14 protein-coding genes are annotated in these 14,897 nt (G+C 56.6%); 5 read left to right on the top strand and 9 right to left on the bottom strand.

Annotation, left to right across the window (positions count from 1 at the left end):
- The first annotated feature begins 189 nt into the window (after nt 1-189).
- Nucleotides 190-1,785 carry an isocitrate lyase gene (locus tag F6Y09_RS02730; protein WP_152205372.1) on the top strand — a complete coding sequence of 532 codons (1,596 nt, stop codon included), beginning with the start codon at nt 190-192 and terminating at the stop codon, nt 1,783-1,785.
- 99 nt (nt 1,786-1,884) lie between these two features.
- Here the strand turns inward: F6Y09_RS02730 and F6Y09_RS20065 are convergent, their stop codons facing one another.
- Nucleotides 1,885-2,217 (bottom strand): hypothetical protein, encoded by a 333-nt coding sequence (locus tag F6Y09_RS20065; protein WP_179959321.1) that lies wholly within the window; start codon nt 2,215-2,217, stop codon nt 1,885-1,887.
- Between F6Y09_RS20065 and F6Y09_RS02725 the strand changes: the two genes are divergently transcribed.
- Nucleotides 2,216-2,713 (top strand): C39 family peptidase, encoded by a 498-nt coding sequence (locus F6Y09_RS02725; RefSeq protein WP_246180271.1) that lies wholly within the window; start codon nt 2,216-2,218, stop codon nt 2,711-2,713. The genes F6Y09_RS20065 and F6Y09_RS02725 overlap by 2 nt on opposite strands.
- 408 nt (nt 2,714-3,121) lie before the next feature.
- On the opposite strand, the gene F6Y09_RS20440 is transcribed toward F6Y09_RS02725, so the two are convergent.
- The 5 genes from F6Y09_RS20440 to F6Y09_RS02705 form a co-directional block, all read right to left on the bottom strand.
- A complete protein-coding gene (locus tag F6Y09_RS20440; RefSeq protein WP_246180270.1) occupies nt 3,122-3,610 on the bottom strand; it encodes a hypothetical protein in 489 nt (162 codons plus the stop codon).
- Nucleotides 3,611-3,654: 44 nt separating this feature from the next.
- Entirely contained in the window at nt 3,655-5,010 is a 1,356-nt protein-coding gene (locus F6Y09_RS02715; protein WP_152205371.1) for a sigma-54-dependent transcriptional regulator, read from the bottom strand.
- Between the two features lie 320 nt (nt 5,011-5,330).
- Complete coding sequence (locus tag F6Y09_RS20660; protein WP_281347692.1) at nt 5,331-5,453, bottom strand: hypothetical protein; 123 nt, start codon at nt 5,451-5,453, stop codon at nt 5,331-5,333.
- Between the two features lie 107 nt (nt 5,454-5,560).
- Entirely contained in the window at nt 5,561-7,357 is a 1,797-nt protein-coding gene (locus tag F6Y09_RS02710) for an ABCB family ABC transporter ATP-binding protein/permease (protein WP_152205370.1), read from the bottom strand.
- A complete protein-coding gene (locus F6Y09_RS02705; protein WP_152205369.1) occupies nt 7,357-7,842 on the bottom strand; it encodes an acyl-CoA thioesterase in 486 nt (161 codons plus the stop codon). The genes F6Y09_RS02710 and F6Y09_RS02705 overlap by 1 nt, the downstream gene beginning before the upstream one ends.
- 71 nt (nt 7,843-7,913) lie before the next feature.
- On the opposite strand from F6Y09_RS02705, the gene F6Y09_RS02700 reads away from it, so the two are divergent.
- The 3 genes from F6Y09_RS02700 (at nt 7,914) to F6Y09_RS02690 (ending at nt 11,884) form a co-directional block, all read left to right on the top strand.
- A complete protein-coding gene (locus F6Y09_RS02700; protein WP_152205368.1) occupies nt 7,914-9,692 on the top strand; it encodes an SLC13 family permease in 1,779 nt (592 codons plus the stop codon).
- Nucleotides 9,693-9,779: 87 nt separating this feature from the next.
- Nucleotides 9,780-11,135, top strand: coding sequence for a selenoneine synthase SenA (senA, locus tag F6Y09_RS02695; RefSeq protein ID WP_152205367.1), 1,356 nt, complete (start codon nt 9,780-9,782; stop codon nt 11,133-11,135).
- 2 nt (nt 11,136-11,137) lie between these two features.
- Nucleotides 11,138-11,884: a putative 4-mercaptohistidine N1-methyltransferase gene (locus tag F6Y09_RS02690; protein WP_152205366.1), complete on the top strand. Its 747-nt coding sequence runs from the start codon at nt 11,138-11,140 to the stop codon at nt 11,882-11,884.
- Nucleotides 11,885-11,943: 59 nt separating this feature from the next.
- Here F6Y09_RS02690 and F6Y09_RS02685 read toward each other — a convergent pair whose 3' ends face one another.
- The 3 genes from F6Y09_RS02685 to purD form a co-directional block, all read right to left on the bottom strand.
- Nucleotides 11,944-12,555, bottom strand: a complete 612-nt coding sequence (locus F6Y09_RS02685) for a methyltransferase domain-containing protein (RefSeq protein ID WP_218944085.1) — start codon at nt 12,553-12,555, stop codon at nt 11,944-11,946.
- Nucleotides 12,556-12,626: 71 nt separating this feature from the next.
- Nucleotides 12,627-13,583 carry an alpha/beta fold hydrolase gene (locus F6Y09_RS02680; RefSeq protein ID WP_152205365.1) on the bottom strand — a complete coding sequence of 319 codons (957 nt, stop codon included), beginning with the start codon at nt 13,581-13,583 and terminating at the stop codon, nt 12,627-12,629.
- A gap of 31 nt (nt 13,584-13,614) precedes the next feature.
- Nucleotides 13,615-14,895 (bottom strand): phosphoribosylamine--glycine ligase, encoded by a 1,281-nt coding sequence (gene purD, locus F6Y09_RS02675; RefSeq protein WP_152205364.1) that lies wholly within the window; start codon nt 14,893-14,895, stop codon nt 13,615-13,617.
- Nucleotides 14,896-14,897 lie beyond the last annotated feature (2 nt).

The raw sequence follows: 14,897 nt of genomic DNA, 5'->3' as shown, positions 1-14,897 counted from the left end.
CGCCGGGTATTGGCACAATTCGTCGGGCCACCTAACCATTCATACAAAAAATGCCGAATATAGATAATATAAATTTCAATTATAAATCGAGAGCCACTAAAGTAACTCCCAACATCAGCGGTTTGCTCGTTTTTTGAGCGGCTTCGCTGATTCGCCAATGTCATCCAACATTACGCAACAGGACTGAACATGCCCTATTCAAACGACGTTCTTGCCGCCAAGAGCCTGATCGAAACGAATGGCCCCAGCTGGGCTAACATCAACCCCGAGCACGTTGCTCGCATGCGCGCCCAGAACCGTTTCAAAACCGGTCTGGATATTGCCAGGTTCACCGCCAAAATCATGCGCGAAGACATGGCCAACTACGACGCCGATACCGCTCAGTACACCCAGTCTCTGGGTTGCTGGCACGGTTTCATTGGCCAGCAGAAGATGATCGCCATCAAGAAGCATTTCGGTAGCACCAAGCGTCGTTACCTGTACCTGTCCGGCTGGATGGTTGCCGCTTTGCGTTCCGAGTTTGGCCCGCTGCCTGACCAGTCCATGCACGAGAAGACGACCGTTGCCAGCCTGATCGAAGAGCTTTACACCTTCCTGCGTCAGGCGGATAGCTGGGAACTGAACCACCTGTTCCGTGATCTGGAAGCAGCCAACGAGGCTGGCGATTCAGCCAGGATCAAGGAACTCGAAAGCAAGATCGACAACCACGAGACTCACATCGTGCCGATCATTGCTGACATCGATGCCGGCTTTGGTAACGCCGAAGCGACCTACCTGCTGGCCAAGAAGATGATCGAAGCGGGCGCCTGCTGTATCCAGATCGAAAACCAGGTTTCCGACGAGAAGCAGTGTGGCCACCAGGACGGAAAAGTAACCGTACCCCACGAAGACTTCGTCTCCAAGATCAACGCTGTACGTTACGCGTTCCTGGAGCTGGGTGTGGATGACGGCGTTATCGTGGCCCGTACTGACTCCCTGGGCGCCGGCCTGACCCAGAAAATCGCCGTGACCAAAGAGCCGGGCGATATCGGCGACCAGTACAACAGCTTCCTGGATGGCGACGAAATCGCTTCTGCAGAAGATATCCACAACGGTGACGTGGTGATCAAGCAGGGCGGCAAGCTGGTCAAGCCCAAGCGTCTTGCCAGCGGCCTGTACCAGTTCAAGCAAGGTTCCGGCGAAGACCGTGTGGTACTGGACTGTATTACCAGCCTGCAAAACGGTGCTGACCTGCTGTGGATCGAGACCGAGAAGCCCCACGTTGGCCAGATTGCGGCTATGGTGAACCGCATCCGTCAGGTGGTGCCGGACGCCAAGCTGGTTTACAACAACAGCCCGTCCTTCAACTGGACACTGAACTTCCGTCAGCAGGTTTTCGACGCCTGGAAAGAAGAAGGCAAAGACCTGTCTGCGTACAACCGCGACAAGCTGATGAGTGTCGAGTATGACAACACCGAGCTGGGTCAGCTGGCTGACGAGTGGACCGCCAACTTCCAGCGCGATTCCGCTCGCGAAGCCGGTATTTTCCACCACCTGATCACCCTGCCGACTTACCATACGGCAGCCCTGTCTACCGATAACCTGGCGAAGGGCTACTTCGGCAAGGAAGGTATGCTGGCCTACGTCAAAGGTGTTCAGCGCGAAGAGCTGCGTCAGGGCATTGCCACCGTCAAGCACCAGGACATGGCAGGCTCGAACATCGGTGACGACCACAAAGAGTTCTTTGCCGGTGAAGCTGCCCTGAAAGCGGGCGGCAAGGACAACACCATGAACCAGTTCGGTTAATCGAACGGTTCGGTTGTCTGGCCCGGGTTTCGACCCGGGCATGTTCAAGGAAAAGCCCTGCCGGTAAAACGGTGGGGCTTTTTATAGACGTGGCGTGTATCAGAACAATGCGGAGCTTAATAGTTCTGTAACTGGCACTTCCACCACGTATGGCAACGTCAGTGCTGATGGTTCCGACACTGATGTAAACCACAGCAACGAAATCGCTGACAATTCAGCGAACTTCACCGGCGTTGGCGCGTTTGCCCGGAATGCAGGCGATGGCAGATTAACGATAACCGATAAAATGCGAATGTGTCCGATAACCTGCTGTCGGGGAATGTTGTCACGGGTGATAACGGCATTTCCGACAACGCGTTCTGCAATATGAGCGGGGTTGCCACGGTTATCCAGAATACCGGTAACCAGGTGGTCATTCAGGACAGGGACCATGGTCAGAAAGGTACTTATTGCGAACTGCGCGAGTGCCGGGATGCTATGGTCCACTGCCTTCGCGGGCTCGGTAATGGTGCCGGGTATTGGCGGTGATGTCCGGATAAATGTAAAAAGTTTTGAGGACCGACGATTTGACAGTGTCATGCGCCAGCAATACGACTTCAGTTGCGGCTCCGCAGCCGTAGTTTCGTTGTTGTCCTTTCACTACGAGGACCAGGTAACAGAGCACGATGTCTTCATCGACATGTTTGCGTTGGCAGACGAGGAGAAAGTGCGCCAGGATGGTTTCTCCATGCTCGATATGAAGCACTATCTTGAGTCCAGAGGGTACCAGGCCGATGGCTTTCGCATGCCGTTAGCCGGGCTTAAAGAGAAAGTGCGCTTACCCATGATTGTGTTGCTGAACATTGATGGTTTCCGGCATTTTGTCCTGATCAAGGGGATCAGTGAGGACGAGGTCCTGGTGGGGGATCCGGCCCCAACGGCTGGATGACGGTGGTTCAAAACAGTCTTGATAGCACCGTGATACAGAATATACACCAACTGAATATTGAGTTGAATAATCTGGGTGCCGCCGGGAACCAGTTCCCGGCGCGGTTCAGTAATCAACTGATCCAGTTGCTTGGTCGCTGATACCCACTCGGTCTGATTACCTAGAGGCTGATAGGGAGTCTGAGAGTAATTTCACTGTTGGGTGCATTTTCCGTAACCCCAACGCCCACCGTCAGGCTCAGAGTTGTGGAAGGTGTCAGACGTTGGGACAAGCCAACGACAGTGACCCGATCTGGATACGGTCAAAGTTGGCTGCAAAAAGATCGATCTCTCTCTCGAATGTTGTTTTCCGGATGATCGAGTGGTCATAGCCCAGGCTGAAGGGCCAGCCACCCAGGCCATCGGTTATCTAGTAACGAGCCGAGAGTTCAACATCCCCAAGACCCTCACTGGAAGACTCGCGCAGAATATCCACCGGTGTGCCCTGGAAAATCTCCCGCTCTCTCAGGTCCTCATTGATGCTGAGATAGGGTACCCGCACTGCCGCTTCGAGCTTGCTGGTGAAGCCGTACTTGAGTGACATCGCGCCGACGAAAATATCACGCTGGATTTCCGAAATATTGATCAGCCTGATGAGCAGGGCAGGTATGATCGTGTAACCTTCCACCGCGACCGCCGTGGCGTTGCTGTGGGCATGGGAGAACGAAGGCTCGATTGTGAAACGGCCCGGTCGGGTAACGATGCCCCGGTCAGAGGTGATGGAGGCGATGTCAGTGGCCTTGTCTGTTTGTGAGTCCTGCTCCGATTTGCCGTAATCATCATAGTCAGATTGCGCTGAGGCAAGATCGGCGAGGACGCAGGTGGTCACCAGAATCGGAATGAAACGCCAACGTGTCATATTGATACTCCTTTTTATTACGTATTTTGGTCGATATTGTCCGTTTATTTCGACAATGATGTCGGATCATGCTTTTCCATCAGACGGTAGAATGAAACCCGTGATATTTTCAGCATGCGCGCCGCGGCCGAGACGTTGTGGTTGGTCAGTGCAAGGCTGCATGAAAGTGCATGTTGCTCTGCCCGGGCCCGTGATTGCTCAAGGGTGAGTCCGTTATTCCCGTTAGCGAGCTCAACACTGCCGGGAAGCCCCAGATCCTCTGGCTTTACCTGTCTGCCGTCGGTAAGCAAAACCGCCTGTCGTAACCGGTTCTGCAGTTCCCGAAGGTTGCCTGGCCAACTATAAGTGGCCATGTCCAGCAAGGTTTTTTTGTTGAAGGTTCGTCGAGAGTCAGAGGGCGGAAAATCGGAGAGAATCTTCTTGCAGAGCTCTGGCAAATCTTCCGGGCGTTCACGCAGGGGCGGCAGCGTCACCTGCAGGCCGCTTATCCGGTAAAAGACATCGCTTCTGAATTCGTGGGCATCCACCATGGCTTCCAAAGACCGGGTACTGGTAGCAATAATGCGGGCATCAACGGTTTTTGGTGTGGTCCCGCCCACGCGCTCGATCTGGCCTTCCTGTAAAAAACGCAGAATGGCTGACTGCTGTTCCTGCTTGAGTTCATCAATGCCTGCGAACAACAAGGTGCCACCGTTTGCCATCTCCAGCCGGCCAACATGGGCCTTGAGGGCATGGGTGAAAGCGCCTTTCTCATAACTGAACAGCTCGCTTTGGGTAAGAGACACGGGCAGGGCGGCGCAGTTGACTGTCACCATCGGGTGTTGGCGCCGGGCCGAGTTCTGGTGGATAAATCTGGCTGCGGCTTCCTTGCCGGTGCCGCCTTCCCCCTGGATCAGCACGGGTTCCGAGGTGCCAGCGAATTTGCGCATCAGTAACCTGGCGTATTTGATGGCTCTGGAATTACCCTCAAAAGCCACCGACTGATAACCACGTTGAGTGCTTTTCTGGCAAGTTTCCTGAAGCTCGGTCATGCCCCAGAGGTGGCCGATTACGGTGCTTAATCGCTGGGGGTCAACGGGGTCCGTGTGATAGTCAGAGCAGTATTTGGAGACAATCTCGGACAGAAAGTTGTTGTTGGCAGCGGTCGGAACGCCCGACAGTGTGGCTACCCAATTGGGAAGTTCCAGAGCGCCAAGCCATTCGTCGATGTAGAGCTGCTGGTCCTCCCCAGCTTCCCGAAGATCCAGAATACCGACCTTCGCTGATGGAGGTTTGATGCTCGTTGATGGCGGTTTGCCGAGATCGAGAGAATAGACCCGCCATTGTGACTCCAGCACCGGGTGATGGGTTAAATTGTGAGGTGCCGCCGACAACCAGACTAGCGGTCGCTTCTCCTGCATGATGAATCCCCTTTGAGATTACTGCTGGAAATTTGACTGCTTTACGCTAATGCGACCCTTGCACTACGCAATGATTTGAGTGCGGTGCTGGAGGCTGGTTGGTAATCAGTCAAATTGCGTGCCACTGGGAGCTGGCTGGCAGGTTATCAGTCGCTTAAGTGGGCGGAGAGGCTTCTGCCGGGTAAAACGTGTAAATACCATCGACACAATATCCAGGTATCAGGTCAGGGAACTCAGGCCCGGGGCAGAAAGACTAAAGCCCGTTTACGGGCTTTATCTATAGCTCGGAGCTGGCATCCCGAAACAGTTTGATTCGTTCTTCAGAAAACCGGATGTGACAACAGGAACTCGCCAGCGCGGCTGCTCCCGTGCGCTGCCAGTTTGACCAGTGCATCGTTAACAATCAGGGCCCCATCGGGCAAAGCCAGGGCGTTGGCGCCCATGAACTCGCCGGAGCGAAAAAAGTCGCCTCAGGGATTGGCCCTTCACTAACACCAGGCAGGCGCGAAACGCCTCTTTCAGCGTGGCTTGCCGTAGCGCCATTTCCCTGTCAGTTTTCAGCAGCTTCCCTTTGCTGGATGCGCCACAGGTTCGCATAGGTTCCCTCCTGCCTGAGCAGCGCCTCATGATTGCCTTGCTCCACAATACGGCCATGGCTCATCACCATAATGACATCGGCATCCACAACGGTGGAAAGCCGGTGAGCAATCACCAGGCTGGTCTGGCCCTGGGAAATTTCCCGAATGGCATCGAGAATGATTTGCTCAGAGTGGCTATCGAGAGAGGAGGTCGCTTCGTCAAATGCCAGAATCGGCGGTCTTTTGAGGATGGTACGGGCAATGGCCACCCGCTGTTTCTCGCCACCACTGAGTTTGAGCCCCCGTTCTCCGACTACCGTCTCGAGTCCGTCGGGTAACTCGCGAATGAAGTCATCCAGATGGGCCATCCGAATGGCTTCGAGTACTTCGGCCTCGGTGGCGTCGATGCGGCCGTAACGCACGTTTTCAAACAGCGTGGTGTTAAACAGCACGGTGTCCTGGGGCACAATACCGATGGCTTTGCGCAGTGATTCCTGGGTCACAGAGCGAATGTCCTGACCGTCAATCCGTATGCTGCCGCCGGTGATGTCATAAAAACGGAACAGCAGTTTCACCAGAGTGGATTTGCCTGCGCCGCTGCTGCCGACTACTGCGACTTTCTGGTGGGGCCGCACCCGGAAGCTGAGATCCTGCAGGATGGGTAACCGGTCGCTGTAGCCAAAACTGACGTGGTCAAACTCGATAGCGCCATCGGTAACCTGCAGAGGCTTGGCATCGGGAGCGTCGGTGATGGCCGGGGTCTTGTCCAGAAGTTCAAACATGCGTTCAATATTGGTCATGGCGGTTTTCAGTTCGCGATAGACAAAACCCAGAAAGCCCAGGGGAATGAACAACTGCATGGTGAAGGCGTTAATCAGCACAAAATCCCCCAGGGTGATGTTGCCCTTAATCACCTGGCTGGCCGCTAGAATGGTCATGGCAGTAACTGCCACCGCGATAATCAGCGCCTGACCCCCATTGAGCAGGAACAGCGACAACCGGTTTTTGCGCCGGGCCTGTTCCCAGTGGGCGAGATCTTCGTCGTATCGACTGGCCTCGAACGCTTCGTTACCAAAGTATTTGACGGTCTCGTAGTTCATCAGACTATCGACAGTGCGGGTATTACTGGTGGAGTCAGCCGCGTTTGCTTCCCGCACGAAGGAGAGTCGCCAGTTGGTGATCAGCACGGAAAATACAATATAGGCCGCCACAGCAGCGACCGTAATGAGCGCAAACCCGATGTTGTAGTTGATCAGCAGGATGCCCGTCACCATCGCCAGCTCTAGCAGCGTGGGCACGATGTTGAACACCATGATGCGAAGCAGGAAACCGACACCGGTCACGCCGCGCTCGATATCCCGGGACAATCCACCGGTGCGCCGGTTCAGGTGAAAGTTCAGCTCCAGGGCATGCAGGTGCTGAAATACCTTGAGGCCGATACGTCGCATGGCACGCTCGGTGACCCGGCCGAACACCGTGTCCCGCAGCTCACCAAACAGTGTGGTGGCCAGGCGCGCGGCGCCGTAGGCGAGCAGCAGGCCGAGTGGCAGTGCAACGGCAAGATCCGGTGCGGCCTTGGCGTCCAGCCCATCGACGATGTACTTGAGGATAAAAGGTACCCCGACCGTCGCGAGTTTGGCGCCGATCAGGCACAACATGGCAATGACGATGCGGAAGCGGTATTCCAGAAGATAGGGCCAGAGCGCTTTCAGGGTTTTCCAACTGAGTTGGCTTGATTCGGCATCCGGCGGTAACGAGAGTCCTCGCATTATTTGTCCTGAAGTTGATTGCGCATGGCAAGACGGCCTTTGCGGCGTATTTCAGCATTACTGAAGCGTCGTATCTGCTCGTCGGTCTCAGGTAATACGGCCAGAACCTCCACTGGTTTGCTGGCGGGGTCCAGGGCGACAAAGGTAAAAAAGGCTGACAGAATGTGGCGGACCTTGCCGGTATAGCTGTTTTCGGCCATTACCCGGGCGCCAATTTCCATCGAGGAGCCCCAGCTGCGGTTCAGAGACAAGCTGAACAGCAAGGTGTCGTTGCCTTTGGCCGGCGCCCGGAAGTGGATTGAGTCCACGGCTGCCGTGACGCAGACATGGCCGGAATGGCGCTCGGCAACCACCAGCGCCAAGCGATCGCATTTTGCCATGATCATGCCACCAAAGACGGTATTCTGGGCATTCATGTCATTGGGGAATACTTTATAGACGTGGTTCTCGATGGCGGAGTTTGCGACAGGTTTGGCTTTGGTCATGATCCGGCACTCGTTCTGGCTTTGAAACAGGGCTTTAGCCTACACCATTCATCAGGGATTTGGAGGCAGGATTGAACGCGGAACAGGGAATTGTCTTCGGCGTATTGCTGGCTACTCTGGGGATGTTTATCTGGAACCGGCTGCGCTTCGATGTGGTGGCGATGCTGGCGCTGTTGGTGGTTGCGGTCGCCGGGCTTGTGCCAGCGGACACTGTGTTTTCGGGGTTTGGTCACCCGGCAGTCATCACCGTTGCGGCGGTGCTGGTCATCAGCCAGGGCCTGGTGAATGCCGGGGTGGTGGACACCATTGCCCGGTTTCTCGGCAGGGTGGGCAACAATCCGGTGATTCAGGTTACCACCCTGACGTTGATTGTGGCGTTGTGTTCGGGGTTCATGAACAACGTTGGCGCCCTGGCTCTGCTGATGCCAGTCGCTATCTGGATGTCCCGGCAGGGAGGCCATTCACCATCCTTGTTGCTGATGCCACTGGCCTTCGGCTCCCTCCTTGGCGGCACCATGACGCTGATCGGTACCCCGCCCAATATTATCATTGCATCTTATCGGGGCGGCGCAGGCGAAGCGCCGTTTGGCATGTTTGATTTCCTGCCCGTCGGCGTGGCTATCACCTTGGTGGGTGTTCTTTTTATTGCTGTTGTGGGCTGGCGTTTCACACCGCATCGCAAGGACTCCGATGACGGCAAGGACCTGTTCAGTGTGGGCGATTACATTACCGAAGTGCGTATTCCAGAGGGGGCAGAAGCCGCCAGCCGAACCCTTCACAATTTGCTGAAAAAAGTCGAGAAGGATGCCGATATTGCCGTGGTGGGTCTGATTCGTGATGACAGTCGCGAGCTGGCACCCTCCACCTTCGAAGTGCTCAAGGCCGGCGACATCCTGTTGGTACAAGCGGACACGGACAGCTTGCAGCAATTACTGGATACCGCCGGCCTTGAGCTGGCAGACGATGAGGACAGGGAAGATAAAAGCCTTGGAGAAGGCGACGTGGTCCTACAGGAGGTGGTGATCACTACCGACTCCCAGTTAATCGGGCGAACCTCCAACCGGTTGAACTTGAGGGAGCACCACAGCATGAACGTCATTGCGGTGGCTCGTCAGGGGCAACGCTTGCAGGAGCGGGTGGGTAATATCCGGTTCAGGGCCGGGGATATTCTGTTGGTGCAAGGGCCGGAGGAATCGCTGGCGGAAGCGTTGTCCACCCTCGGCTGCCTGCCGCTAGCTGAGCGTGGCCTGCGAATTGGCAGCCCTCGTCGCACCATTATGGCGACTGGCCTGTTCGCGGTTGCGCTGGTCATCATTGTGTCGGGCGGGCTCTCCGCGCCGGTGGCGCTGGTAGGCGCGGCGGTTGCCATGGTGATTGTGGGTTTACTGACCACCGCCGAGGCCTACCGCGCCATTGATTGGTCGATCATCGTGCTGCTGGCAGCGATGATTCCGGTGGGGCAGGCGCTGAAAACCACCGGAGGCGCAAAACTGATTGCTGACCAGATGCTGGTGGTGGGCAGTGACTTACCGATTGCCGGTATGCTGGCGTTGATTATGGTCAGCACCATGGTGTTATCGAACGTCGTCAACAATGCGGCGGCGGCGATCATTGTCGCTCCAATTGCCATCAGTCTCTCAAACCAGCTGGACCTGTCCGTTGATCCGGTTCTGATGGCCGTGGCCATCGGGGCTTCCTGTGCTTTCCTGACGCCCATCGGCCATCAGTCCAATGCTCTGGTAATGGAACCGGGTGGTTATCGTTTCGGTGATTACTGGCGCCTGGGGCTGCCCCTGTCCGTTCTGGTCGTTGTGGTCTCTATACCGGTCATTCTCTGGGTGTGGACCTAGGTTCTGATCCCCTGTGATAATCGGAGCGTAAACGAAAGCGTCGACCGATATATTCGTCAGGTTCGACGCAAAGACAGAGGGAATAAATTGGACGCCAATGAACGCGATACACTGCTGAACGCTCTTGCCGTTACCCGCGAGCGCACCCTGGCACTGATCGACAGCCTTTCAGATGACAGGCTGGTGGTGCCTTACCATCAGGGTGTTAATCCGCCCCTTTGGGAGCTGGGCCACGCTGCCTTTTTTTACGAAGTGTTTGTATTGTCTGCACTGGATGGCTTGCCAAGCATCGACCCGAGCATGGACGACCTCTGGGACTCCTTTCATATTGAACACCGGGATCGTTGGCAACCCGGGTTGTTTCCGGGCCGGGCGCAAACCCGTGACTACTTCCAGCAGGTGTATGACCGAATTGCAGCACGGCTTGAGAGCCGCCCCCTGACCGATCAGGACGCCTACCTTTACCGCTATGCCATCATGCATCAGCACATGCATATCGAATCGATGATCTGGTGTCGCCAAACGGTCGGTTATCCCGCTCCGCCGGGTGTTACTGAGAATCCGTGGCAGCGGCAGCCCGAACCGGTCAGTGCCGGCGACGCGGTGGTCCCGGCGGGCACCTATCTCATGGGAATGCCTACCGGGTCGCCGGACTTTGCGACCACCGACTTTGGCTTTGATAATGAAAAGCCCCGGTTTGAGAAATTGCTAAGCGGTTTCAGGATTTCCCGAACCCTGGTGTCCAACGCCGAATTTCTGAACTTTGTGGAAGACGGCGGCTACCGGCGTTCCGATTTATGGTCTTTTGGTGGTCGCAAGTGGCTGGGCACAGAGACTGATGTGGCGTTGGTTCATGACAGCCCCGAGCCGATTTCGCGGGTACCGAAACATCCGCTGTACTGGCGCTGGCACCAGGGCCAATGGCAGGAAAAGCGCTTCAACCAGTGGTGTTCATTGCAACCGGAGTACCCGGTTATCCACGTCAGCTACTGGGAAGCAGAAGCATACTGCAGTTGGGCCGGGCGGCGTTTACCGACGGAAGCAGAGTGGGAGGCCGCGGCGCTTGGCAATCAGCCGGGGCGGCCCTTTCATCGTTTTCCGTGGGGTGACACGCAAGATCCTGCCCGGGTGGACATGGATGCCCGCCTGATGGCGCAGCTTCCGGTTTCTGCCCTGTCCGAAGGTGACGGTCCGTTCGGTTGCCGGCAGATGATCGGCACGGTCTGGGAGTGGACCACAGATCAGTTTCTGCCGTATGACGGTTTTTCGGTTGATATGTACCCCTATATGTCGACCCTGCAGTTCGGCGATCACAAGGTCACCAAAGGTGGTAGCTGCGCCACTTCTTCCATGCTGATCCGGGGTACCTACCGGCAGGCTTACTTACCGCAGCGAAATGACGTCTATACGGGCTTCCGTACCTGCGCACTTCAGGATTCCTGACTATGAATCTTTACGAAACTGACGAACTTCTTGGCCAGTACATGGCTTTTCACTACGGCGAAAGTTATTTCGGTATCGGTAACTATCCGGCCCGCTGTGCGGGCATCTGCCAGGAATTAATGGCCGGACGGGAAAAGCGTTCCGCCCTGGATCTGGGTTGCGCGGTGGGTCGAAGCACCTTTGAACTTGCCCGGGTGTTCGAACAGGTTACCGGCCTTGATCTGTCGAATAGCTTTATAGAATCGGCTAACCGCATGAAAACCGATGGCGAAATGGACTATTTTCTGAGGGATCAGGGCGACATCGGAACCCGGGTGACAGCCAGGCTGGCGGATATGAATCTCACCAATGCTGCCAGGAAGGTTCAGTTTGCAGTGGCGGATGCCTGTAATCTCGAGCCCGAGTATACCGGGTATGACCTGGTGTTTGCCGGCAATCTGATTGACCGTCTGCAGGACCCCAGGGCTTTCCTCGAGTCATTGTCCCGGATTCTCACGGACGAGGGCACACTGGTAATCAGTTCACCCTACACGCTGCTGGAAGAATACACCCCGAAAGCGAACTGGATCGGCGGTTTTGAGCGTAACGGCGTTGCGGTGACTATCCTCGACGGCATGAAAGAGGTGTTGGCACCGCATTTCGAGCTTGTGCAGGAGCCGGTGGACCTGCCTTTCGTCATCCGTGAAACCCGCCGCAAGTTCCAGCACACGATAGCGGAAGTCAGTGCCTGGCGCCGAAAACAGGCCTGACGGATACTGTTACCCCGTCGCCCTGGGCTGCGCGACGGCCCATCAGGCAAACCTGTTTCTCAGTCTTTGCGGGTAAACAGGGCCGTTTGGGTGGGTTCGCCGTGGTCCGGATGAAAAGCGCCGATGCCGCCGAAGGCGACTTCGTAATCGTTACGTTGGGCCACACCTCTGGCCCAGCGACGGAACTTTTCCCGGTCCCATTCAAATTTGTGGTCTTGTTCCCGAAATTCCCCCGGTGCCAGATCAAACAGCGGGTTGTATTCGCGGTTTGGTGTGGTCATGTAAAGCACCTTGGGCCGATATTGCCCGAAGACGGCAAGTTCGACGCTGGAGAGGGCGTTCGGGTAGACGTGTTCGATGGTCTCGACCATGGCCGCTGCATCAAACCCGGCAAGCCTGTCATTCTTTTCCGCATAGGAGCCGCGCACCAGGCGCAGCCTTGGCTGCTCACCCACAAGATGCTCAGACATCATGGTTCTGGCCTGAGACAGAGACACACCGGACTCTTCAAGACCTACGATCTCGTAAAACTGGGGGTCCCGCACCAGCCGGTACAGCAGCGAGCCGGAGCCGCAGCCCAGATCCAGCACCCGTTTGGCGCCGGTGGATTTCAGTACCGAAAAAACATGATCAAGCCGCTCTTCGTGCAGCGACGTCATCTGCGTCATCATAGGGAACTACCGTATTACGGAGTAAGTTAGCAGGCCATTAATATCGATGAATATTGTACAGGCTTTCCGCTTCAAGGCGCATTGGTTGCCGAGCCTTCGATCAGCTCGCGCATCAGTTCTGCCGATTGCCCAGGTACCTCTACCATGGGTGCATGGCCGACATCGTCCATGATGACGACCTTTGACTGAGGTATCTCCCGTTGGAAGGCCTTAGCATTGCGATAGTTGATCACCCGGTCCTCGCGGCCCCATACGATCAGCACCGGCGCGGTAATATGCTTGAGAGCCTCGCGGAAATCCGGCTGGTAACCAGAATCCCGGATGTCGGCAAAAATGCGCTCGTTTACCGGTTGGTTGGCAATGGCTCTTTGCTCCATCACGCTATAGATCGGCCAGGGCACGTATGGCTTCTTCTCGAGAGCGAAATCGAGCAGTTTCTCGAAATCCCCCGGTTTCTCGACAATCAGCGGGTTTTCGCCCTGCAGTATCCGCGCCATCAGTTCGCTGTCGAATTCCAACACGCCGGCCGGATCAAACAGCGTCGCTGACCGGACGTTGCCCGGGTAAGTAGCGGCATACAGGGCTGCTATCGCGCCGCCCATGGAGTTACCAGCGAGGTGGATGTTGTCGAGCACCAGCTCCCGGAGTATCCGGTCCAGGTAACCGACCTGATCAGAGATGCTGTAGCCGATATCGAGGGGTTTGGAGCTGTCACCGTGGCCGGGCAGATCAATCGCATAGACATTGTAGTCAGCGGTGAGGTGAGCGGCCATTCGGAGCCAGTGATCCTTGTTTGCCCCGAAACCGTGAATCATGACAATAGTCGGGGCGTTGGCGATGACTTCACCATTGCTCAGATAGGCAATGGTGAAGTCATCGACTTCGAGATGTCTTGATTCAAGCCCGGCCAAGCGCCGTTCGTAACCGATCGCTGCGTCATAGATTTCAGCCTGCGAGCAGGCTGTCAGGGCCAGGATTGAGAGCAGCATCAGCATCAGGATTGCATGGGTGGGTCGGATAGGGTTCATGGCACTCAAGTCCGCTTGGGAATGTGATGATTTACTCCCGCGCGATGGCGCGATAGGCAATATCGGTGCGATAGAAGCTTCCGCTCCAGCGGATTGTCTTTGCCAGTTGGTAGGCACGCTGTTGGGCTTCGGTGACGGTGTTACCCAAGGCGGTGGCGCACAGGACCCGCCCGCCATTGGTCACCACCTGATCACCTTCAAGGCGGGTACCGGCGTGGAAGACTTTTTCGCCGGCAGTTTCCTGCGCTGGCAAACCGGAGATCACGTCACCCTTGTTGTAGCTGTCCGGATAACCGCCGGCGGCCAGTACGATGCCGACCGAGGCGCGGTCGTCCCAGTCAGAGGCGCACTGGTCGAGCTTGCCATCGATGGCAGCGTTGCACAGCGCCACCAGATCCGACTTCATGCGCAGCATGATCGGCTGGGTTTCCGGGTCGCCGAAGCGGCAGTTGAATTCGATCACTTTGGGTGCGCCGTTACCGTCGATCATCAGGCCCGCGTACAGAAAGCCCTTGTAGGGATGGCCTTCGGCTGCCATGCCCTGAACCGTCGGGTAAATCACGTCATCCATAATGCGCTGGTGAACGTCGGCAGTCACCACCGGGGCCGGGGAGTAGGCGCCCATACCGCCGGTATTGGGGCCAGTATCGCCGTCACCCACCCGCTTGTGATCCTGGGAAGTCGCCATGGGCAACACGTGCTCGCCATCCACCATCACGATAAAGCTGGCTTCCTCGCCTTCCAGGAATTCTTCCACAACCACCCGGCTGCCAGCGTCGCCGAAGGCATTGCCTGCGAGCATGTCGCGGATGGCATCTTCCGCTTCGGTCAGGGTCATCGCGACTATCACACCCTTGCCGGCTGCCAGCCCGTCAGCCTTGACCACGATGGGCGCGCCCTGTTTGCGAACATACGCCAGCGCCTCGTCGACCTCGGTGAAGTTGCCATAATCTGCGGTTGGAATGTTGTGGCGTGCCAGAAAATTCTTGGTGAAAGCCTTGGAGCCTTCCAGTTGGGCCGCACCTTTTGAGGGGCCGAACACCCTGAGCCCCCGGCTTTCAAACAGGTCGACAATACCTGCAACCAAGGGCGCCTCGGGGCCGACAATGGTCAGGCCGACCTGATGGGCTGTGGCAAAATCCGCCAGACCGGTGAGGTCCATAACCTCGATGGCCACGTTCTCAAGCCCGGGTTCTGTCGCGGTCCCGGCATTACCCGGCGCCACGAATACCCGATCCGCCTGGGGCGACTGTGCGACTTTCCAGGCCAGGGCGTGTTCACGGCCGCCATTACCGATGATCAGAATATTCATGA

The sequence above is a fragment of the Marinobacter changyiensis genome (genome assembly GCF_009193265.1).
Lineage (GTDB): Bacteria > Pseudomonadota > Gammaproteobacteria > Pseudomonadales > Oleiphilaceae > Marinobacter > Marinobacter changyiensis.
Note: the sequence above shows the minus strand (reverse complement) of the source record. Positions and strands in the feature narration are given on the sequence as shown.